The 21,809-nt window shown below is 48.3% G+C and carries 24 protein-coding genes; 6 read left to right on the top strand and 18 right to left on the bottom strand.

Annotated features, from left to right (window positions below; genetic code table 11):
• Nucleotides 1-76: 76 nt before the first annotated feature.
• Nucleotides 77-1,171 (top strand): threonine synthase, encoded by a 1,095-nt coding sequence (locus tag J7L64_09270; GenBank protein ID MCD6452532.1) that lies wholly within the window; start codon nucleotides 77-79, stop codon nucleotides 1,169-1,171.
• Nucleotides 1,164-2,861: a DNA repair protein RecN gene (gene recN, locus J7L64_09265; protein ID MCD6452531.1), complete on the top strand. Its 1,698-nt coding sequence runs from the start codon at nucleotides 1,164-1,166 to the stop codon at nucleotides 2,859-2,861. Before J7L64_09270 ends, recN begins: the two co-directional genes overlap by 8 nt.
• On the opposite strand, the gene hypE is transcribed toward recN, so the two are convergent.
• From hypE to J7L64_09215, 10 genes are read right to left on the bottom strand one after another with little or no spacing between them, the layout of a single operon-like run.
• Nucleotides 2,858-3,868 (bottom strand): hydrogenase expression/formation protein HypE, encoded by a 1,011-nt coding sequence (hypE, locus tag J7L64_09260; GenBank protein MCD6452530.1) that lies wholly within the window; start codon nucleotides 3,866-3,868, stop codon nucleotides 2,858-2,860. The two genes, recN and hypE, sit on opposite strands and share 4 nt — an antisense overlap.
• The gene (gene hypD, locus J7L64_09255; protein ID MCD6452529.1) at nucleotides 3,865-4,959 is read right to left on the bottom strand and encodes a hydrogenase formation protein HypD; all 1,095 of its coding nucleotides are present in this window, start codon (nucleotides 4,957-4,959) and stop codon (nucleotides 3,865-3,867) included. The genes hypE and hypD overlap by 4 nt, the downstream gene beginning before the upstream one ends.
• Nucleotides 4,956-5,168 (bottom strand): HypC/HybG/HupF family hydrogenase formation chaperone, encoded by a 213-nt coding sequence (locus tag J7L64_09250; protein MCD6452528.1) that lies wholly within the window; start codon nucleotides 5,166-5,168, stop codon nucleotides 4,956-4,958. The genes hypD and J7L64_09250 overlap by 4 nt, the downstream gene beginning before the upstream one ends.
• A complete protein-coding gene (hypF, locus tag J7L64_09245; GenBank protein MCD6452527.1) occupies nucleotides 5,159-7,435 on the bottom strand; it encodes a carbamoyltransferase HypF in 2,277 nt (758 codons plus the stop codon). The genes J7L64_09250 and hypF overlap by 10 nt, the downstream gene beginning before the upstream one ends.
• Nucleotides 7,432-8,094 (bottom strand): hydrogenase nickel incorporation protein HypB, encoded by a 663-nt coding sequence (gene hypB / locus J7L64_09240; GenBank protein MCD6452526.1) that lies wholly within the window; start codon nucleotides 8,092-8,094, stop codon nucleotides 7,432-7,434. Before hypB ends, hypF begins: the two co-directional genes overlap by 4 nt.
• A 3-nt stretch (nucleotides 8,095-8,097) precedes the next feature.
• Nucleotides 8,098-8,592, bottom strand: a complete 495-nt coding sequence (locus J7L64_09235; GenBank protein ID MCD6452525.1) for a HyaD/HybD family hydrogenase maturation endopeptidase — start codon at nucleotides 8,590-8,592, stop codon at nucleotides 8,098-8,100.
• 8 nt (nucleotides 8,593-8,600) lie between these two features.
• Nucleotides 8,601-9,899: a Ni/Fe hydrogenase subunit alpha gene (locus J7L64_09230; GenBank protein MCD6452524.1), complete on the bottom strand. Its 1,299-nt coding sequence runs from the start codon at nucleotides 9,897-9,899 to the stop codon at nucleotides 8,601-8,603.
• Nucleotides 9,883-10,635, bottom strand: coding sequence for an NADH:ubiquinone oxidoreductase (locus tag J7L64_09225; protein ID MCD6452523.1), 753 nt, complete (start codon nucleotides 10,633-10,635; stop codon nucleotides 9,883-9,885). Before J7L64_09225 ends, J7L64_09230 begins: the two co-directional genes overlap by 17 nt.
• Nucleotides 10,632-11,471, bottom strand: coding sequence for an FAD/NAD(P)-binding protein (locus tag J7L64_09220; protein MCD6452522.1), 840 nt, complete (start codon nucleotides 11,469-11,471; stop codon nucleotides 10,632-10,634). The genes J7L64_09225 and J7L64_09220 overlap by 4 nt, the downstream gene beginning before the upstream one ends.
• Nucleotides 11,471-12,496, bottom strand: coding sequence for a 4Fe-4S dicluster domain-containing protein (locus tag J7L64_09215; GenBank protein ID MCD6452521.1), 1,026 nt, complete (start codon nucleotides 12,494-12,496; stop codon nucleotides 11,471-11,473). Before J7L64_09215 ends, J7L64_09220 begins: the two co-directional genes overlap by 1 nt.
• A 468-nt stretch (nucleotides 12,497-12,964) precedes the next feature.
• Between J7L64_09215 and J7L64_09210 the strand changes: the two genes are divergently transcribed.
• From J7L64_09210 to J7L64_09200, 3 genes are all read left to right on the top strand, one after another.
• A complete protein-coding gene (locus J7L64_09210; GenBank protein ID MCD6452520.1) occupies nucleotides 12,965-13,360 on the top strand; it encodes a hypothetical protein in 396 nt (131 codons plus the stop codon).
• Nucleotides 13,361-13,430: 70 nt separating this feature from the next.
• Nucleotides 13,431-13,913, top strand: a complete 483-nt coding sequence (locus J7L64_09205; GenBank protein ID MCD6452519.1) for a tetratricopeptide repeat protein — start codon at nucleotides 13,431-13,433, stop codon at nucleotides 13,911-13,913.
• Nucleotides 13,914-14,125: 212 nt separating this feature from the next.
• Nucleotides 14,126-15,238 (top strand): tetratricopeptide repeat protein, encoded by a 1,113-nt coding sequence (locus J7L64_09200; GenBank protein ID MCD6452518.1) that lies wholly within the window; start codon nucleotides 14,126-14,128, stop codon nucleotides 15,236-15,238.
• A gap of 73 nt (nucleotides 15,239-15,311) precedes the next feature.
• Here J7L64_09200 and J7L64_09195 read toward each other — a convergent pair whose 3' ends face one another.
• Together J7L64_09195 and J7L64_09190 are read right to left on the bottom strand one after the other, a co-directional pair.
• Nucleotides 15,312-16,355, bottom strand: a complete 1,044-nt coding sequence (locus J7L64_09195; GenBank protein MCD6452517.1) for an NDP-sugar synthase — start codon at nucleotides 16,353-16,355, stop codon at nucleotides 15,312-15,314.
• On the bottom strand, nucleotides 16,352-16,891 hold the full coding sequence (locus J7L64_09190; GenBank protein ID MCD6452516.1) for a macro domain-containing protein: 540 nt from the start codon (nucleotides 16,889-16,891) through the stop codon (nucleotides 16,352-16,354). The genes J7L64_09195 and J7L64_09190 overlap by 4 nt, the downstream gene beginning before the upstream one ends.
• A 166-nt stretch (nucleotides 16,892-17,057) precedes the next feature.
• Here J7L64_09190 and J7L64_09185 point away from each other — a divergent pair, with 166 nt between their 5' ends.
• The gene (locus J7L64_09185) at nucleotides 17,058-17,549 is read left to right on the top strand and encodes a flavin reductase family protein (GenBank protein ID MCD6452515.1); all 492 of its coding nucleotides are present in this window, start codon (nucleotides 17,058-17,060) and stop codon (nucleotides 17,547-17,549) included.
• Here J7L64_09185 and J7L64_09180 read toward each other — a convergent pair whose 3' ends face one another.
• From J7L64_09180 to J7L64_09155, 6 genes are all read right to left on the bottom strand, one after another.
• Nucleotides 17,550-18,428 carry a cation transporter gene (locus J7L64_09180; GenBank protein MCD6452514.1) on the bottom strand — a complete coding sequence of 293 codons (879 nt, stop codon included), beginning with the start codon at nucleotides 18,426-18,428 and terminating at the stop codon, nucleotides 17,550-17,552. It lies immediately after the preceding gene.
• Between the two features lie 165 nt (nucleotides 18,429-18,593).
• Nucleotides 18,594-19,289: a hypothetical protein gene (locus tag J7L64_09175; GenBank protein MCD6452513.1), complete on the bottom strand. Its 696-nt coding sequence runs from the start codon at nucleotides 19,287-19,289 to the stop codon at nucleotides 18,594-18,596.
• 14 nt (nucleotides 19,290-19,303) lie between these two features.
• On the bottom strand, nucleotides 19,304-19,891 hold the full coding sequence (locus J7L64_09170; GenBank protein MCD6452512.1) for a hypothetical protein: 588 nt from the start codon (nucleotides 19,889-19,891) through the stop codon (nucleotides 19,304-19,306).
• Nucleotides 19,892-19,986: 95 nt separating this feature from the next.
• Nucleotides 19,987-20,478, bottom strand: coding sequence for a carboxypeptidase regulatory-like domain-containing protein (locus J7L64_09165; GenBank protein ID MCD6452511.1), 492 nt, complete (start codon nucleotides 20,476-20,478; stop codon nucleotides 19,987-19,989).
• A gap of 7 nt (nucleotides 20,479-20,485) precedes the next feature.
• The gene (locus J7L64_09160; protein MCD6452510.1) at nucleotides 20,486-20,920 is read right to left on the bottom strand and encodes a hypothetical protein; all 435 of its coding nucleotides are present in this window, start codon (nucleotides 20,918-20,920) and stop codon (nucleotides 20,486-20,488) included.
• Between the two features lie 26 nt (nucleotides 20,921-20,946).
• Nucleotides 20,947-21,735: a hypothetical protein gene (locus tag J7L64_09155; GenBank protein ID MCD6452509.1), complete on the bottom strand. Its 789-nt coding sequence runs from the start codon at nucleotides 21,733-21,735 to the stop codon at nucleotides 20,947-20,949.
• Nucleotides 21,736-21,809: the final 74 nt, after the last annotated feature.

Below are 21,809 nucleotides of genomic sequence, written 5' to 3'. Positions count from 1 at the left end.
AAGGGGTGTTGCTTCCTCGGCTGGCTAACTTTATGCTATAATTTTCCCCGGTCCTTCTTAAACCTGAGGATACTAAATGTTCAAGCTAACCTGCAATCACTGTGGGAGAGAGCTTCCCCAAAACTTCACTGGTTTTCTTTGCTCCTGTGGTGGACTTCTTTCCTTGGCTATGGAGGGGAAATTTAGCCCGGGGAGGATAGTTGAGGACGATCTTTCCATCTTCCGCTATCGCCATTTTCTCCCCCTTACGGGGGATGAGATGATAAGTCTTGGAGAGGGAATGACCCCGCTTATCCCCTACACCGCCGATGGCGAGAAAGAGGTTTTCTTAAAGCTCGAATCGCTTTCCCCCACCGGTTCGTTCAAGGATAGGGGGGCAGCGGTATTGATAACCAGGGCGCGGGAGCTTGGGGTATCGGAACTCGTTGAGGATTCATCGGGAAATGCTGGCTCTGCCATCGCCGCTTATTCTGCCAGAGCGGGGATCAGAGCGCGGATATTCGTTCCAGAATCCACCTCGAAAGGGAAATTAAAGCTCATAAGGAAATTTGGGGCAGAGCTCATCCTTGTCCCCGGCGGGAGGGCTGAGGCGGCGAAGGCAGCCTTCACCGAGGCGGGAAAAAGCTACTACGCAAGCCATTATTATAACCCCTATTTCTTCCAGGGGACGAAGACATTTGCCTACGAAATCTGGGAACAGCTGAAGGGGGTACCAGCCGGCATCGTAATCCCGGTAGGAAATGGCACCCTCCTTTTGGGCGCCTATATTGGGTTCTCGGAACTCCTCTCATCGGGCATCATCGATAAATTACCCCGGCTATTTGCCGTGCAATCTACCGCCTGTGCTCCGATATACGAGAAATTAAAGGGAAAACCCATCCTCCCAGGCAATGAAAAGGGGCTCGCCGAGGGAATAATGATAAAGGAACCCGTACGTTTGGCCGAAATCATTGAAGCGATTAAACAAAGCAAGGGCGAGGTGATAACGGTTAGCGACGACGAAATAAAGAAGGCAGAGGAGGAACTCTTCTCCCTGGGGATAGCTGTTGAGCCTACTTCTTGCGTTTCCCTTGCTGGGTATTGGCGCTTCAAGGAGCTGGGGCTTCTTCCATCGGGGAGGGTAGTGATCGCTATTACCGGCTCTGGATTAAAGGGTGGCTTCGATGCTTAAGTATCTAAAAATAAAAAACTTAGCTATCATAGAGGAGCTGGAGGTAGAGTTTTCCCCGGGGTTAAACCTGCTTACCGGCGAGACAGGAGCAGGTAAATCGATCATCATCGATGGGGTAAACCTCCTTTTGGGGGAGAAATCCTCCCCCGAATTGATAAGAAGCGGTGAGAAAGAAGCATCGGTTGAGGGGATATTCGAACCCGGGGAGGACGGCTTCATTGAGGAAAGGCTGAAGGAGCTGGATATCGACTACGAAGGGGAGCTGATAATAAGGCGGGTGGTTGGTGAAGGAAAGAGCCGAGCCTTCATAAACGGGGTGCTCGTCCCAATAAGGAGCCTGAAGGCGCTCGGAGAAAAACTGATCGATATCCACGGACAGCACCAGCATCAGGAGCTCCTCTATCCGAACAACCATTTGGAACTTCTCGATTACTTCGGGAGAAACCACTCCTTGAGGGAAAAGGTCTCATCCTTGGCAAGGGAGCTAAGGGAACTTTTTGAAGAGCTCCGTTCGCTAAGGATGGATGAGCGGGAAAAAATGCAGAAGATCGACCTCCTTTCTTTCCAGGTAAGGGAGATAGAGGAGGCTCACCTGAAACCGGGAGAGGAAGAAGAGCTCTCCGCCGAACGCAAACTTCTTCAGAATGCAGAACGACTACATCAGCTGACCGCCTCCTCCCTTGGTATCCTTTCCGAGAGCGAACCGAACTTAATAAGCCTCCTGAGTCAGCTTGAGCGAAATATAGACGAACTCGCGGGAATCGATGAAAGCCTGAGACAACACGCAAAGGAAGTGGAGGATGCCCGGTATAAGATCGAAGACCTCTCCTCCGAGCTCGCCAGTTATCTTTCTCGGATAACCTTCGACGAGGAGAGGTTATCCGAGATCGAGGAAAGGCTCCTCGATATAAACCGACTGAAGAGGAAGTACGGGAATACCATCGAGGAGGTGCTCGCCTTCAAGGAAAAGGCGAAGAGGGACCTCGAGAAGATAACGATGAACGAGGAACGGAAAAAGGAACTCATCGCGGAGATAGAAAAGAAATACTCCGAATACCTTGAACTCGCGAAAAGGCTTTCCGAAAAGAGGGGAAAAGATGCTCTCGAGCTCGAAAAAAGGGTGATGGAGGAGCTCTCCCTCTTAGCAATGGAGAAGGCAGAGTTCAGGGCAAAGAGAAAGAGCATCTCCCCCCCTTACTTCTCGCCGGAGACAGAGGAGTTTGCTCCTCCCATCAGGGGGATCGATGAGGTGGAGTTCCTCATCTCCCCTAACCCGGGGGAGGAGCTAAAACCGCTTGCCAGGATAGCATCGGGCGGTGAGCTTTCCCGACTTATGCTTGCCATCAAATCGGCAGCCTCAGCAGAGGAGACCTATAAGACCCTGATATTCGACGAAATAGACATTGGTATCGGCGGAAGAGTGGCTGAGGTAGTAGGAAGAAAGTTAAAAAGGCTTGCTCGGGCGCATCAGATAATCTGCATCACCCACCTTCCTCAGATCGCCGCCTTTGCTGATGCCCACTTCTTGGTGGAAAAATCGGTGGAGGGGGGTAGAACAAAGACCTGGATCAAACCGCTTTCTCCAGAAGAAAGGGTGGGCGAGATAGCCCGTATGCTCGGAGGGGAAAGGATAACCGAAACCACAAGAAAACACGCCGAAGAGTTGATAAAGGGGACGAAAGAAAGCTAACAGATCCGGGGGAGTTGCTCTCCGGGAAGAAGATCAACCAGACGTTCCCCACCAACCCTCGTCCTCAATATCACCCTTCCCGGATGTTCCGAAACGACCTTCCCTATTATTACTGCATCCCTTCCTTTTGGGTCTTTCCTCATTGCAGTGATCAATCCTTCCGCTTCTTCCTCAGGGCAGAAGGCTATCAATTTCCCTTCGTTCGCCACATAAAGGGGATCGAAACCAAGAAGCTCGCAAGCGCCCTTGACCTCATCTCTTACCGGGATTTTCTCCTCCTCAACGACCATTCCCACTTTCGCCTGACGAGCGATCTCCGCTAAAGCAGTTCCGAGCCCCCCTCGGGTAAGGTCGCGGAGGGCGTTTATCCTCTTCGTTTCCGAAAGCATCCGGGAGACGAGGCGATGAAGGGGAGCAAGATCACTTTCTATCTCGGAAGAAAGGGAAAGTTCTTCCCTCGCTGCGATAACCGCGATGCCGTGTTCCCCTATCCCTCCGTTTATAATAATCACATCCCCCGGCTTAACCTTGGTTGGGGAGATATCCACCCCTTGGGGGACAATCCCTATTCCAGAGGTGTTGATGAAGACCTTATCGCCCTTTCCTTTGGGCACCACCTTGGTATCACCAGCGATCAAAGAAATTCCGCATTCAGAAGCTGCCTCCGCCATAGAATCAGCTATCCGCTCAAGATCGCTGATGAGAAAACCCTCCTCGAGGATGAAACCAGCGGAAAGGAAAACCGGCTGAGCCCCACTCATCGCCAGGTCATTGACCGTACCGTAGATAGCCAGCCGTCCGATATCTCCTCCGGGGAAGAATATGGGATCGACGACATAAGAATCGGTGGTGAAGGCAAAGCGGATGTCTTTATGAGAGAAGACGGCGGAATCGGAGAGAGAGGAAAGGATGGGATTTCTAAATCGAGGGAGAAATATCTCCCTTATCAACTCCGAGGTCAGCTTTCCCCCGCTTCCGTGTCCCAGAACGACCCTATCCCGTTTCACTCAAAGCCTCCATACTTATAGTAGGCAGCACAGGTTCCTTCGGATGAGACCATACAAGGACCTATTGGATGCTCCGGGGTACAAACCTTCTGATAAAGGGGGCAATCGAGGGGAGGAATCAACCCCTTTATCACCTCCCCACAACGGCAGGCAGGGTTATCTTTAACCGGAGGAAGTTCTATTTTAAAACGCCTCTCAGCGTCGAATTGGGCGTATTTTTCCTTGATCTTAAGCCCACTTTGGGGAACAACCCCAAGGCCTCGCCATTCCGCATCGGTGGGCGTAAATACCTCGGCGATCAACTCCTGCGCCCTCTTGTTTCCCTCCGGTCGAACCACCCGGCGATACTGGTTCTCTATATCCGCTCTCCCCTCTATTCTCTGTCTTACGAGCATCAATATACCTTCAAGGATGTCTATCGGTTCAAATCCGGCAACCACTGCCGAAAGCCCGAATTCATCAGCAAGGAAGCGGTAAGGACGAAGGCCGATAATGGTGGTGACATGGGCGGGGAGGATGAAGCCATCGAGTCCGATCTCCCCTGAGGCAACGAGTGCTCTCATAGCTGGCGGCATCAGCTTATGTGCTGAAAGAACGCTGAAATTGGGAAGTCCCCTTCTTTTCGCCTCGATAATGGAGGCAGCGACGGTAGGAGCAGTGGTCTCAAACCCTACCCCAAGAAAAACAACCTCCTTCCCCTCATTCTTCTCGGCGAATTCCACCGCATCGAGCGGTGAATAGACCACCTTAACCTGAGCCCCCTCCCCCTTTTCCTCATCGAGGCTTCTATCGCTTCCGGGTACCCGCACCATATCCCCAAAGGTGGTGATGACTACTTGAGGAAGCCGGGATAAGGCGATGGCGTAATCGATATAGGAGGTAGGAGTGACACAGACAGGACACCCAGGACCAGAGACGAGCTTGATAGCCTCCGGAAGGAGTGCTTTTATCCCGTTTCGGAATATCGCCATCGTGTGAGTGCCACAGACCTCCATAAAGGAGAGGGGGGAAACACCCTCCATCAATCGTTCTATCTCGGAAGCGAGTTTCAAGGAAAGAGACTTATCCCGGAATTCATCGATGAACTTCATCGTCCAAGCTCTGAAAGAAGCTTAAGCGTCTCCTCTGCTTCCTTCTCGTTCACCCTTTCGATGGCGAAGCCAGCGTGGACAATGACCCAATCACCTGCTACTGCCTCAGGGAGAAGGGCAAAGTTAACCTTCCTTTTTACCTTGGATACCTCACAAGTGCCGAAATCTCCCTCTCGCTCAACCACCAACATCGGTATCCCTAAACACATCGCTTCCTCCTTGCAGCGGCTACCACCGCCTGACCTAAGGAGATACCGCCGTCATTCGGCGGCACCAATCGATTGAGATACACCTCAAATCCCAACCCGGAGAGAGCTCGGTGAAGCTCGCGGGTAATTATCCCATTTTGAAACACGCCACCGGAAAGCGCCACCCGATTCACCCCCGTTTTGTCCCGCGCCAAGGAGAGTGCTTTAGTAAAAAGCGAAATCAGCGTCTTATGGAACCTTCCCCCGATCCTCGCGGGAGAAACCCCGGAAATAGCATCGGAAGCCACCCCCTCAATTATCGGATTGATCTCGAAGATGAGCTCATCTCCTTCTTCAGCTATCTCAAAAGGATAACCTTCCCCCTCCTCCAGACTTGTTATCATCTCCAGACGAACCGCCGCCTGCGCTTCATAGCTTACCCTATCCTTAAGACCAATGATAGCTACCACTCCATCAAAAAGCCTGCCACAACTCGAGGTCAGGGGAGCATTCACCCCTTTTTCCATCATCTCGATGATGAGGTCCAGTTCATTCCCCTCTCTTTCCCGGATTATCTTCAGGGGAAGAGAGGAGAGGTCTCTCCCGAAAACGGCGTAAAGAAGGCTCAATCCAGTGCGGTAAGGCTCCTTTATCGCCCTTTCTCCGCCTGGCAGGGGAAAATAACGAAAGTGCCCCAACCTCCTGAAGTTGTCATAGTCAACGAGGAGAAGTTCACCGCCCCAAATCCTTCCATCACTGCCGTAGCCCGTGCCATCCAAAGCCAAGCCGAGGACCGGGTCCTCTATCCGATGCTCCGCCATTACCGAGGCGATGTGAGCGTGATGATGCTGTACCCCGATTTTCTCAAGCCCATCGAGGTTCAGGGCGAACTCGGTCGATCGGTATCCCGGATGGAGATCATAAGCAACCGCTTCCGGCTCTATCCCAAAAAGTCGCTCTAAGTCTTTGACGGCAGCGGTGAAAAAGTCGATCGTCCTCGGGCTTTCAAGCTCCCCTATATGCTGGCTCAAGAAGGCGATGTTCCCTCGGGTAAGACATATGGTATTTTTCATCTCTCCCCCGACAGCCAATATGTTTCCGTTAGCGACAGGGAGTTCGATCGGTTTCGGAACATAACCCCGGGAACGACGGATAATAATTGGAGCGTCATCCATTACTCGAACCACGGAGTCGTCAGCCCGGCGGGCAATATCTCGATCGTGAAGGAGGAAATAATCGGCAATATCACCGAGGCGAGAGAGTGCTTCCTCATTGTCCTTCACAATCGGTTCCTCGGAGATATTCCCCGAGGTCATCACCAAAGCGATAAAACCGTAAGAAAGGATAAGATAATGAAGTGGGGTATAGGGAAGCATCGCCCCAATCAGGGCGGTATCAGGTGCCACCAGCTCCGAAAGCACCCTCTCCTTCCTCTTCCTGAGAAGGACAATAGGTCTCTCAGGCGAAGTAAGGAGGGCTTCTTCCTTCGTGGAGACCAAGGCGTAACGCTTTACCTCGGGAAGCCCGAAGGACATAACCGCAAATGGTTTTGCCGGACGTTTTTTCCTATCTCTGAGCTTAAGAACCGCCTCATCATTTACCGCATCGACCGCTAAATGAAACCCTCCGAGCCCTTTTATCGCCAAGATCGCCCCCTGCTTGAGGAGGGAGGATGTAAGAGCGATGGGATCTCCAGGAAGCTCATCACCGTCTCTATCCACCAAAAAGACCTTGGGACCACATCTCTCACAGGCATTGGGTTGGGCATGAAACCTCCTATCCTCGGGATTATGATACTCCGAGGAGCAGTCCGGGCACATCTTGAAGCAGGACATCACCGTCCGCTCTCGATCGTAGGGGAGGTCTTTAACGATGGTATATCGCGGACCGCAATTGGTGCAGTTTATGAAGGGATAACGGTAACGCCTATCCTCCGGAGAAAAGAGCTCCCGAAGGCAGTCATCACAGATAGCGATATCGGGTGGAAGGAGGATAGTCCGCTCCTCTTCCCTTCTACTTTCCTTTATTTCAAACCTGCGATAAGAATTTGGTGGAAGGAAGGTTATCTCCATCCGCTCGATGGAAGCAAGGGGTGGCTTTTTAGTCTTTATATCATTTATAAAAAGAGAGAGCAAGCCTTCCTCCCCTTCCACCTCTATCTCCACACCACGAGTGGTATTGGCTACAAAACCGTCAAGGGAGTATTCCTTCGCCAAGCGGTAGATGAAAGGACGAAAACCCACCCCTTGAACGACGCCGGAAAGCTCTATCCTCGCTCTTTTCCTCATTGAGGAAGCTCTTTCACCTTCTCCGAAAGAAAGGTAATAAACTCCTCTATTCCATCGCCATTAGTGCAGGAGGTCTCGAATATCGCGAGTTCTGGATTTATCCCCAAAGCGTATTTCCTGGCGAGTTCGATATCGAAATTGGTGTGAGGGAGAAGATCAACCTTGTTGATGACCAATACCTTGGAAGCACGAAACATAGCGGGGTACTTGAGCGGTTTATCATCCCCCTCGGTAACGCTCATCACCACCAGCTTGAAGTCCTCACCAAGGTCGTAGCCCGCGGGGCAAACGAGGTTCCCCACATTCTCAATGATAAGGAGTTCGATTTGAGCAAGATCGATATCGGAAAGAGCCTCCTTCACCCTCTTCGCGTCCAGATGGCAGGAACCGCCGGTCTCTATCTTCGTCACCGGAACACCGAAAGCGGCTGCCCTTTTCGCATCCCGATCGGTGTGGACATCGCCAGCGATAACCCCAACCTTCACCCGATCCTTAAGGCGGGAAAGTATCTGCTCGATCAGGCTCGTCTTTCCTGAGCCAGGTGAGCTTACCATATTGATAACGAGAAGCCCGTGCTTCTTAAATAAACGGCGGTTTTCCTCAGCTATCTCCTCGTTCTTTGAGAAAACCTTCCGCTCTATCCTTATCTCCTTTTCCATCGTCTAACCCTTTTCACCCTTCTCCTTAGCCTCTATCCCATACGAGCGAAGCTCAGCTATAACAGAGCTTACATAATGGGGGATACGCTCTGAGAGCTCAGGAGAAAGCTCATCTCCCGCTTCCTGCCAATCCTTAGGCTGAATGCCGAAGATGATCGTTTTGGGCAAAGAACCAAGGGAGCGGGCAACCTCCAGAACCTCGGGTACCTTCATCCCATGGGTTGAGGAGAAGGAAACCCCGGGGGAGATATCCTCGAAGGAAAACCTCCTCATCTCCCCCGGGGTACCCCCGAAATCGGCACAATCAATTATGATCAACCGCTCTGCTTCGAGAACAAAGGGGAGCCAAACCAAGCCCCCAGTACCACCATCAACCAGCTCTACTTGAGGAGGAAATTCATACCTTCTCTCAAGCTCCGAAAGGATATAAACCCCAACACCTTCGTCACGCCATAAAAGGTTTCCTACTCCGACGACTACCGTCTTTTCCTCATCCATCAATCGAACTACTTTACGAACTTCACCGTGAGGATATGGGCGGAGCAGGAGATGCAGGGATCGTAAGCGCGAACGAGCATCTCGAGAAGGAAGGTGATCTCCTCTTCCGATTTATCAAGCACCTCAGGAACCATCTTGTACATATCAGCCTCGATGTTCGCCAGGTTCTGAGCGGTGGGGATGATGCAGTTGATGTCGGTGAGATACCCCTTCTCATCCACCGTGTAATCGTGATAAAGGGTACCCCGAGGTACTTCAACCGCACCTACACCCTGCCCCGGCTTCCCCTCCTCTATCGGGATTGGCTTTTCATCCTTAAGCCCGCGGGAGAGAAGTTCATCGATTATCCTTATCGAATCCTCCACGCAGTGAGCCACCTCTACCACCTGCGCTGCGTTATTCATAAACGGATTGTAGCAAGGAAGTTTCAACCCCAGCTTCTCCGCCGCCTCTTTCGCCCGCGGATGAAGCTTGTCGTAATTGTTGCTCACCCGAGCAAGTGCTCCCACCATATAGGAATCCCGACTCGAGGAAGCATGCTTCGCGGTAGAGTGATCAACCACCTTTTCCTTGACCGCCTTCTTATATTCGGGCACATCCACCTCAACCCCATCGGTGGAGACGATCTTCCCGTAGAGGAAGGCGTACTCGTCATCGGAACGAAGGGCAAGGAATTCCGTCTCCCGCTCGAATTCGGGGAAGGGATTGGCAGCAAAGAGGTCTACCGTGGCATCGACATCAGCCCGAGCCTCCACCAACCGCTCCCTCATATCCTTAAGCTCAGCCTCGGTAGGGATACGAGTAAACCCACCAATTACCGCTGAGATGGGATGGACCTGTCTCCCTCCAGTCACGATACAAAGATCATTCGCCAGCTTCTTCATTCTCAGGGCACGATGTACCACATCGGGGTGAGAGGAAGCGAGAGGAAAGACACTCCCTGCCTTAAAGAGGTCTGGTGCAGCGAGGAAGTAGAAGTGAAGGACATGGCTCTGGATGGTCTCCCCATGGTTCAAAAGCTTTCTCAAAAGGACTGTCTGCTCACTCGGGGTGATTCCAACCGCTGCTTCCGCTGCCTCAATTGAAGCGAGGGTATGCCCTACCCCACAGATACCGCAAATACGGGAGGTAATATGGGGAGCCTCGCTTATATGCCGCCCACGAAGGAAAGCCTCGAAGAACCGCGGAGATTCCGTTATCTCCAACTTCAATTCCTCGATCTTACCCTCGCGGACATTTACCACGATGTTTCCGTGCCCTTCAACCCTGGTGATATGATGGACATTTATATTAATATTTTCTGCCATTTTTCGCCTCTAATTGAAAATAGTTGAATAACTCCATTTTTGCCCTTATCTCTTCCGGCGAGAATCCGCGCTCAGTAAGCTCCTCAACGAGTGAAGCGATGTTGGCTTCGGGAAGGAAACCACGGCAACCCTCACAGCTATTGCCGTTGCTCGGGCAGATGGCTCCGCAACCCGCTCTGGTGATAGGACCAAGACACCACTTCCCATTCAAAATGAGACATTCATTCTCCTTCAGCTTGCATTCCACACAGACGGGATAATCGGGTATGTTCGGCTTCTTCCCTATAAGAAGAGAAGCAATCACCTCAAGAAACTCCCCCTTATCGATAGGGCAACCATAGACTCTGTAATCTACCTTAACCACTTCATCTATGGGCCTTACCGGAAATTCCGGGTCTCCTTTAGCCTCTTTGTTGTAAACCAGCTTGTGAGCCTCATCACGGCTCAGCCGGTTGCGGAGGGCATTGACACAGCCAAGAACAGCACAGGCTCCCAAGGCAACCACATATTTCGCCTTCTCCCTTATTTTCTTGAGCCGCTCTATCTCCGATTCCTGAGAGACGGACCCCTCGACGAAGGCGATATCGTACTCGTCCGATATCTTGTCCATCGCCTCCCGGAATTGGGTTATTTCAACCTGACCTACCAGGTCCAATATCTCATCCTCAAGGTTCAACACCTGAAGCTGACAGCCCTCGCAGCTGGTGAAGCTGAAAAAGGCAACCTTCGGTTTCATAGTGCTTCCTCCAAGCCTTGAATTTCAGCGTAATTAAAGACCGGTCCCTCAATACAGACATAGCGGTTGTTGATCTGACAATGACCACAAACACCCATACCACACTTCATCCTCCTCTCAAGGGAGAGATATATCTGTTCCTTGGGGATCCCCTCTTTGAGCATCTCTTTCACCACGAACTTGTACATAACCGGAGGACCACAGGTGATAGCCATACAGTTCTCGGGATCTATCTTAAGGTCATTAAAGAGAACCGTCACCACTCCGACACAACCGCGCCAAGTCTCATCGCCACAGTCGACGGTGATCTTGAAATCGATATCGTCTCTTTTCTCCCAGGCTTCAACCTCATCCCGAAAGAGGATCTCCTTAGGCCTCTTGGTGCCGTAGAGGATATGAACGGGACCGAACTCCTCCCTTCTGTCGAGAATGTAATTGATGAAGGAACGAACCGGTGCCAACCCGAGACCACCAGCCACTATAAGAACCTCTTTGCCTTTGAACTTGTCCACATCCACCCCATTGCCGAACGGTCCCCGAATCCCAATGATATTCCCCTTATCAAGACGATGAAGTGCAGAGGTTACATTTCCCACCCGGCGGACACAAAGCTCAAAGCTCCCTTTCTTGGTAGGGGAGGAGGTAATCGAGATCGGCGCCTCCCCTATCCCAAGGATGGAAACTTGAACAAATTGTCCCGGTTTGTGGCCAAGTTCATGACCATCGATAAACCTTATCTCAAAGAGCTTCTCGAACTCGGTAAGCTCTTTAGTGTTTATTATCTCCGCCGGTTGGGGAATATACAGGGATCTGGTGGCGATATCCCTTGCCTCCATTATTTGACTCCTTTCAGTTGGTTGAATATGTCCCGGATATCGATGTTTACCACACACTGACGAACGCAGCGCCCACAGCCGACGCAACCAAATTTGCCGAATCTCTCTACTAAATACTTCCCCTTTCGGAAAACGCGATGGCGCTGTCTCGCTGCTCGGCTCTCCCGGAAGTTTTCCCCAGTAGCCACCTTGGCAAAGCTCTCAAGCTGACAGGAATCCCAAACCCTTATCCTCTCGCCAGTCTTCAAGGTGATGTCGAGCTTATCCTCGATGTTGAAGCAATAACAGGTGGGGCAAACAAGGGTACAAGTACCACAGCCGAGGCATCTATCACCGAGCGCGTCCCAAATCAGGCTGTAATAAGAACGTTCGAGGAGCCTGGGGATCTCTTCCCGCTTCACCTTGAGCCGATAGTTAAACTTCTTCTTCTTTTCCTCCTCTACTTCAGAAAGCCTCTCCTTCTCGGCAGTGGTTGGATCTTTTACACCGGAAAAGCCAGAAATAAGCTCCTCACCCTTAGGAGTAGCTACCTCCATAAAATAGCTATCTCCAATGTCGGTAAGCATTATGTCGTAATTTTCCTCCGCCTTGAGACTCCCCATATCGTAGCAGAAGCTCTTATCATCACAAGGTTCGTTGCAGTTGAGCCCGATTATCGTGGTCAGCTCCTTCCGCTTGAGGTAGTTGTAATCCACATACTCCTTGGTGAACGCCTGGTCGATAACCCAAAGAGCGTTTATATCGCAAGGATGAACCCCCACCAGAACCTGTGGCTCTGCCTCTACCTCAGCAAATACCTTATGCTCCTTCCCCAACTCGAATTTGAGCAAAGCCTCTTTCTGCGGAACAAGGGCCTTCTGCGGAGGAAGTGTGGTGGGAACATAGGGAAGGGTGATCTTCGCCGGATCATCGACCTTGGCGAAGACGAAATCGTTTCCCTTACTAACCGGACCGATCAATGTCCGCTTCTTCCCTATGTGGGCGAGGAAAGAAAGCCAATCTTTTTTCGCGATAACCTTCTCCATTTCTCCTCTCCGTTTAGGTTGTCAACTATTGTCGCTTTGTTTTGTCTAATTACTCTTTCTACCCCCCTTCAACCTAACCTATAAGAGCCAGCTTTCTCTGTAAGGCTTCTTATAAACATAATAAAACCCAAGGAGAAAAATTCCTTGGGCCTTACATCCTACTCGAGAAACGAGGAGGAAGACGGTATCAACATTGGTCTTCCTCGTTCCTTAGGGCGAAGAAACATCTCTCTCCTCAATGAACCTTTTCATCAATTTCAATTTAACAAACGCAATAATATATCAGAGTTAGCTCCCCCTGTCAACCCAAAATATCCCCCTTCTTTACGGTTCACTTAAGGGGAAGAAGGGGTTAACTATTCACTAATAAGAGATAAAATACAAATCAAAGGAACCTTCTAAGCCTAAGGAGGGTATAGGAAGTGGAGAGAGTTAAAGAAAAAATATCCAAAGGGAAGATACCATCTGATGAACCTTGAACCCGGCGTTTATGATATATATTGTTCCAAAAGGGGATATATCACCGAGATAAGAGAGAACTTCACACCACTTGCCGAACAAGGGGTAAAGCTCATCGACAATTCTCGTCATGCCTGTGATGGCTCGATCTATGATGCCCCACAAGGAGGGTTTAAGAGTTATACCGAGATAAGGAGAAGAAATTACCAGGTAAATTTCACTTTGAGAAAAGCGGAAGGAGTTGAGCCCAGCAGGTTGCTCGAAAAGGCGGTACAGAGTTTTCGAAACGGCGATATTAACGATGCTATTACCAAACTCAATCAATACAAACAACTGGTGCCGAATAACCCAGGCGCTTATCTCCTCCTCGGGAGAGGGTACTACATTAAAAAAACAATGGGATAAAGCTAATAAAGCGTATGAGAGATACTTCTTCCTAAAACCAAAAAATGTAACCTACTAGGATTACTTCGTGATGGGAGAGGTGTCCCTTAAATTGGGGTATAAAGATAGGGCGGAAGAATACTTCAATAAAGCGGTAGAAACAAAGCCAAACGATCCCCAATTTTGCTATTACATCGGCGCCACTTACTACAACAGCAGGATCTACAATAGAGCAGTGGAAAGCTTCAAAAGGGCACTTGCCATAAAACCAAACTACCCTGAAGCGCTTTTGGGACTCGCCTCCTCTTACCTCCAGTTACGGGATTGGGACAACACCATCCTTTACTTTGAGAAATACTTCAAAACTCACCCAAATTCCACCATGGCATTGCTTGGCTTAGGGGAAGCTCATTATAACAAGTTCCTTAGATCTAAGGACAGGATGGAAGCAGAAAAGGCAGTTGAGTACTATCAGAAATATATCGAACTCAATCAAAACTCCATAAATGCGGCGGAGATAAAAAAGAAGCTTGAAGGACTTGAGAAATACCTTACACCCCAGAAAGAGAAGTAGGAATCAATTAGAAAAAACCGGGGGGAAAGGATATTCCCTGTGGAGGAGAGGAGTTTCCCCTGAGAGGGGGATTTTTTCTCTTTCATCTTAGCCTATTCCGGTTGGGAGCACACCTTTACTTTTTGGTCAATAAGTGGTTGCTTTCTTCAAAAAAGAGGGGTAACATAATGGTGTTTGGCGAGGTAAACTTATGAATGGAGGAGTGTATAATTATGGGTAAAAAGATTTCGAGGAAGCTACTTTTTGGCGTCACTCTTATCTTTCTCTTCGGTTTCATCCTCGGGACCGCTACCACAGCAAAAACCCAGGAAACGGGGATTTCGATTCACGGTAAGGTAACCGATGAGAAAGGGAAACCTATCCCTGGGGCGATAATTTCCTTCGTAAACAAAAATAACGGTGTAACCTTTCAAGCCAAAAGCGACAAGAAGGGGAACTACAGCCGGTTAAACCTCGACCCCGGGATTTACAATATCTCTTGCTCCAAAAAAGGATATGTGACTCAAATGGCACAGAACCTCCGCATCTATGGTGGGGGAATGGATGCCCAGGGACAACTAAGGCGAAGACGCTATACCTTAAACTTTGTTCTAAAGAAAGCGGAAAAGGTCAATGCCAAGCAGTTATTCGAACAGGCGATCCAGGCATTCCGGAATAGGGATGTCGATAACGCTATCGCTAAGCTCAACCAATACATCCAATTGGTGCCAAACAATCCTGGGGCGTATGTCCTCCTCGGGAGAGGTTATTATTTGAAAAAACAGTGGAAGGAATCAAACGAGGCATACGGTAAGTTTCTCTCCTTAAAGCCGAAGAACATAACCTATCAGGATTACTTCATAATGGGAGAGGTATCCCTAAAACTGGGGGACAAGGATAAGGCGGAAGAATATTTCAATAAAGCAGCAGAGATGCAAGCAAACAATCCCCAACTCTACTATTATATCGGCGCTACTTACTACAATAACAAAATCTACGATAAGGCGGCAGAAAAATTCAAGAAGGCGATGGAGCTGAAGCCGGATTACGCTAATGCAGTTAGAGAACTTGCTTCTTCCTATTTCCAACTTAAGGATTGGGACAACGCCATAACCTATTTTGAGAAATACCTCACCCTCAATCCAGACAAGAAGAATTCCTCCGTCGCTTTCATCGCCCTTGGGGATGCTTATAGTAACAAGTTCGCAAAATCAAAGGACAAGGAAGCTGCTAAAAAATCTATAGAATACTATCAGAAATACATAGACCTCAACCCCAATTCACCAACCGTAAAACAGATACAGCAGAAGATAGATAATCTGAAGAGTATGATAGGCGAGAAGTAGAAAACTGGGTAAAATTAAACAAGGGGCATCGCTGATGCCTCTTGTTTTTTTTATCCCGTTCTTGACACCGCAATCAAAGAGGCGATGAAAAGAAACCTTCCCCTTCCTCCACTTCTTTGTATGAGCAAGACTGGGGAAGAGGAGGGAAGATAACCTTATCCTTCAGTTTTGTCCCAGGAGGAATGACTGAACCATCAAAAACAACGGAGTTAACAAGAAAGGATGAGGCACCTATCTGAACTCCCCGTCCTATCACCACCCTGGAAAGAAAAACATCTTCCTCGATTATACTTTCTCCCCCTACCACTGCTCCCCCTTCCACCGTTACCGAGGGCGGGATATAAACTTCTCGTTCTTTAATGAGTTCTCCTCCTTTCCACAATTCGTTCACCTCATCCACCATTTCCTTGATGTAGGGAGGAAGTTTCGACCTAATCAACTTAAGGTTCGCATCGAGAAAAAGTTTAGCGGTTCCTATCTCCTGCCAAAAGCAGTTCAACACATAACCTAAAACCCTCTCCTTTCGCTCGATGAGAGGAAGGTACAAGGAAGGAATTATCTCCGAAGGACCATCGGGGAGAAGCGAAAGAAGCTCCGGCTCGAGGATATGGATTCCGGAAAAGACAAAGGACCTTCGCCTATTCCCTTCTCCCCGGTGGAATCGACGAACAAACCCATCTTCCGATATCTCGACCAAGCTATAGCGATGGTCCCGAGGCGGAGGAATGAGCACCATCGTCGCCTTGGCTTTTCTCTTTTTGTGTGCTTCAATAACCTCCTTCATATCAAGATCGACAAGGATATCCCCGTTCATCAGGATAAAGGTCCCCTCATCGAAAAAGGAGGCGACCTTCTTGAGTGCCCCCCCAGTTCCCAGCAATTGATCTTCGAAAGAGAAATGAACCTCAAGGCTATCAACGCCAGCAACCGCCTCCCTCACTCCCTCCGGAAGGTGATGCAGGTTTACCATCACCTGGGAAACCCCGTTTCGGGAGAGAAAGGAAAGGCTATAGCGAATCAAAGGGATGCTGGCTAAGGGAAGGGCGGGCTTGGGTTTCATCAGGGTTAACGGGCGGAGACGAAGCCCCTTTCCCGCAGCCAAGATCATCCCCTTCACGAGCCCTCTCCAGAGAACTCTTCCTCAAATACCCTGAGAAAGGTGCGGTAGCTCGGCTCATCATAGAGGACGAAGATAACCTTCTTAACCGAACCGTCCCTCTCGCCGTGTTCCGACACCTGGCGAAGCATCACTCGAGCGCACTCATCCATAGGAAAGCCACCAACACCAGTACCGATGGCAGGGAAGGCGACTGAAGTAAGCTTCTTCTCCTCGGCTCTAAGGAGGCTATTTCGGGTACTCGCCGATATCTTATCCGCATCGGTTTTGAAATCCGTCCCCATACCCGCAGCGTGGATGACCCACTTTGCGGGAAGGTCTCCCGCCGTGGTCACCACCGCCTCCCCAATCGGGATAGGACCCTGAGCTACTGCCTCTTTCTCTATCACCCTCCCCCCCTTTCTCTTGATCGCTCCTGCCACTCCAGCACCCATAAACAGATGATTGTTCGCCGCATTGACGATGGCATCCGCCTTGACCTCTGTGATATCACCTTTGATCACCTCTACCTCTATCCTTCCAAACCTCTTTCTCATCGTTTCCTCCATAATTTTTAAACTAAGGGGAAAAATATTTTAACAAATCCCTTCATTTTTCCAATAAATATGATAAAATAAAAGAAGCCTAAAGAAGGAGCCAAAGCCACAAACTTCTACCGTAAAATAGGCTAAAAGAACAAAAAAAGCTACCAGGAGTGGCAAAATGAAGGAATATTTTAAACAATTTGTAGACGCAGTAGGGATATTAGGGGTTACCTCTGGTGATCGTTCAAACCTAATGACCGTTGCCTGGATGAGCCCTGTTTCTTTCGATCCTCCAATCGTGATGGTAGCCATCTCACCCAAGCGATTTACCCACAACCTTCTTCTTGAGGCAAATGAATTCACCATCAGCCTCCTGGCTGATGACCAACAGAAGCTTGCCTCCAAAGCGGGAACCATCTCCGGGCATGATCAGGATAAGATGACGATGGATATCTTCGAAACCGCGGATGGGATAAAGGTGAAGGCACCAATCATCGTGGGGGCTCGTGCTGTTCTTGAGTGCCGAATGATCTCCCACGAACCGATAGGAGATCATACCGCCTTCTTCGGGGAGGTAGTGAGAGTTGAGGTGAACGAGAAGAAACAGCCCTTGGTATACTTCCATAGGAAGTATTACACCCTCGGCAAATATATCGCCGATTATCCGTGATCAGATCTCAGCCTCGTCATGAGGGGGCTCGGGATGTATCACCACATCCTTTAAAGCGGGGAAATGCCTCCGGAGCCTCTCCTCTACTTGGTGGGATATCCTATGCACCCTTTCAAGATTTAAATCCCCTTCAAGCTCGAGGTGAAGGTCCAATTGAATGCAATCAGCGGTCCCCCTCGTTCTTACTCGGTGACAGGAGAGAACGCCAGGAGTAGAGTTCACTACCTTTCTAATCTCCTGGGGGTCGATCCGAGAAGAATCGGATAGCACATCAATTCCTTCTCGCACTATGCTGAAAGCCGCTCTACCTATGAGAAATACGATGAACAAAGCCACAATCTCATCAAGCAGAGGGAAGCCAAGCTTGACCGAAATGAGGGAGGCAATAACCGCGAAGGAAGCATAGATATCACTCCGGGTATGATAGGAGTCGGCTATTAGAAGTTCACTCTTTAACTCTCTTCCTTTTTTAAGTTCATAGTGAGCGACGAAGAAATTTATAACTAAAGTGACTATCATAACGAGGAAGCCTGTTAAGCTAACCGAGGGATCATGATGGTGGTTAAAAAATCGAGAAGCTGCCTCCCTTAAAACTGCATAACCGGCAAACACCATAAGAAAAGCAATGGCGAGAGCGGAGAAGGTCTCAAACTTCCTGTGTCCATAGGGATGGGTGCTATCAGGAGGCTTAGCTGCCAAGGTCACCCCGATGAGCCCGATCACATTGGAAGAGGCATCGAGTAGAGAATGAAAACCATCAGCAGCCATACTCAAGATGTCGTTCCTGAACCCGTAGATGAGCTTAGCCAGAGAAACACCCAGGTTGAGGAGAAGGATGAGAATAAGAACCCTTTTTATCTCCGTAAACCGTTTGCTCACCTTTTAACCCTTCTTACTAGAAGAGAGACTACCATCCTTTCTCCCCTGGCTCAACTCACGGCATTTCAAAGGAAGCAATAGGCGAGGTGTAAATTTAAGGAATATTCTTCACTGTTAACAGAATAAATTCATCCTTTTTAGAGAAAGATTATACTTTACAACCTTCTAAAACCGATAACTTAAGCCGATAAAGAAATTATCATACCACGGGTCACCACCTACAAAAGGGGCAATAAAAGAATGCATCCGCCATTCTGCTCGCACGGAACACCGCTCGTCCAATTCATATTTATAGCCAAAGCCTAAATCTATAACGGTACCAATCTGCTTTGAAAAGGAAAACCTTTCATCGAGAGAAGCTTTGTGATCGATAAACCTGTAACGTTCTATAACCCGCATCATACCACTACCAAAATAGAGAAAGAGCTCACCCTTATTTCTGGATTTAAAGTAGGTATAAAACCCAACATCAAGAATAAAAGCGCTCCTCTCTTCCAAAATTTTAGTAGAATCGCGAGAGCCCCCAAGCTCATAATAAAACTTCTCACTTGCTTCGATTGAATTTTCAAAATAGTCAAGCCATCTCGAAGGAATAGCATAGATAAACGAAACCGCTATGGAATAGCGTTTGGATAACCTCCGTTCAAAACCGACGCTGAAGGAAGGACGCGTTTCCTGGGGAGTAAAAAGTTTTAAGGTTAAACTCGCATCGTAAAACAGTCCAAAAGAAGCGGTTACCTCGTTCTTCCTTCCTTTATCAAAGGAAAAAGCCAAGGACGAAGAAAAAAGAAAAACTATTAAGACACCACCTAACGAGCAGGAGGTCAACCTCCTGCTTAATAACCTGCTTTGTTCTTTCATTTAAGCACCTCTTATTAAAATCTAATACCCCAACTAATGACGAGTTGATAGGTGGAAAATTCGCCCCCGGGATTCAACGCTCGGGCCATTACCTTAAACGAAGTTTTACTTCCAAGGGGATGTCTAAATCCAGCACCGATAAGGAGAAGAGGAAATCCGCTCTTACGATACTTACAGTTTCCCCCTTCGGAACAGACTATCGCCTTATTAAGTGAAAAGGGAATACTATTAATCTCCTCCCATCCTGTCCCGTTTTCTTGCAACTTGGAAGCTCCAAGGTGAAAATTCAAACAATCCCTGCACCATCCTACGCCAATGGTAATAAAGGGCTTAAATTCTGGAGAGATATCAAAAGAGTACTCGGCGCCAAGAGAAGAAAATATCCGGTATTGGCTATAAACAGTTATAGCGACAGAATATCCCGTGGGAACTTTTAATAACTCAGCGAAATCCAAATAAGGGATATGGTAAGCTACACCAAGATCAAAAGAAAAAGCAAGTTTATCAGTAAGGTAATAAGAAAAGCTGGTTCCGAGTAAGAATACAGTGCGGGAAGTAGCATAAGAAGCACCACCAGAGAATGAGATCTCAAACCGTTTCAACCGGTCTTTTTCCTTTGCAAAAGCTGTAAAGGCATCAAACAAAAGAAGGGAAAGGAGGATAGTGATAAGCCTCAGCCCCTTTAATCTAGAGCCCATTATTTAGCCTCCAATACAACCCTTAACCCCTTTACCTCCTCTCCAGGATTAAGACTAAAGAGTGGAGAGACGAATGTTTTATGCTCATTATGGCTCACCTTGAGTACAAAATGCGTTCTTGACTGAATGTTTCCCACATAGAAAAATCCTTTATCCAGCGTCTGTATGGTTCCAGTGTGCCAAAAATCGAATTTAAGTGGAGAAGGAGGAAGTGGCTCCTTATAAACAATCTCTACACGAGCCCCCTTTACCGGATCCCCATTATCATCAACTACATAGCCAGAAATACTACCCGCCTTTATCAATTCAAAATCAATCCCTGTTCTAACCTCGCCACATTCCAACTCAAATTCCTTGGTTGCCATATTGTAACCCTGAGCCATAACTACCACATACTTCTTCCCCCCGGGTAACCTCCTTGCCTCATATAAACCATCGATATCTGTCAATATCGTCTTCAACTCCACCTCACAGGGGGAAATCAACGCCACTATAACCTTAGCTCCTTATAACCGGGGCTTTAGCATCTTTATCTATTATCCTACCCCTTACGGTCGAAGCTGGAGAGAGCTCAATCTCTTTGTATTTAAAAACTTCCCCTTTATTAAAAACTAACGCCCTCCTCGTAATAGCATACCCTTCGGCATCAACCACCAAGATAGCGTCATCGTAATCGTACTCAAGATAAAAATCACCGCTATCTTTGGTAACGGTGGTTACTGGTGGTTTTTCCTTTCCTTCTTCAACGAAGGTACTGCCCTTTATTATAGATACTTTAGCGCCCTTTATCGACTTCTGGCTAACCTTATCCTTTACAAAACCCCAGACTATCTTCTTCTCACCGACTGGCGTAGAAAAGAGAGCGGTGGAAAGTACAATCGCAAAAGCCAAAACAAGCATACATTTTGATTCTACTTTCATCATGTTAACCATCCCTTATCCGCCAAAATGTTTTTAGATTATGGCGAAGGATGTCCTTCTTCGACAATTCTCAATTCCACAGTAGCTTTCAACCCTATCTTAGCATTCAATACAACAGGCTCAGCAGGATTCAACCATGCTGAAGGGCCATCCTTGAGATTTTTAATGGTCCATTGACCCTCGGTTAATGTAACACTAATTGGTGGGTAGTTCAGCCTTTGAATGTGCTCCCATCTGAATGGGAAATCGTCATCATAAATATCCATAAAGTTGCCAGAGATGGTAAAAACTATATTCGTGCAACCTTGAGGAACTCTGCTTGGATGTAGCCATGCCCAGATTTCTCCACTGGCATATGTACAATATCCACCACGGGTATAAGCTGGAGAATTGTCGCTTACTTGACGAGAGAAAGGGTTAGGTCCTGAGGTAGGGTTATTGAAGTAGTTATAAGGTTGTCCTTGATACTGTATCGTCTTTTTATGACAACAATTCCATCCTTCGGCAGGCTCCCAAAGATTAACCCAACCCCAAAATTGATAAGGTCCTGAGATGCAATTACCCAAATTAGAATCTACCGCAAAGTTTGTCCAAATAGGTGAATGGGGCGGAATATTTGGTCCGCACTCACGATTTGTAGGGCCAAATTCTTCGCCGTTATAGGTTGCATAAGTGTTCATACTTCTGCTATAGTTGCGAAGAATATAGGTAATCACACAGTAATATTGAGTTCCGGAAGGTGGCGCAGGCTTCAGAGAAACAGAAAGCATAAGCAAATAGATAACTGAAATACCTACTCCAATTCCTAAAATCAATACTTTTTTCACTTTGAATACTTCTTTTAATTAGATTGGATTAGCCTTAATTTTATCCCTTTGAGTGATTATATTATATCTCTTGT

This window comes from Acidobacteriota bacterium, from assembly GCA_021161905.1.
GTDB lineage: Bacteria > Acidobacteriota > B3-B38 > Guanabaribacteriales > JAGGZT01 > JAGGZT01.
The sequence above is the reverse complement of the archived record's forward strand: the minus strand, read 5'-3'. Positions and strand labels throughout refer to the sequence as shown.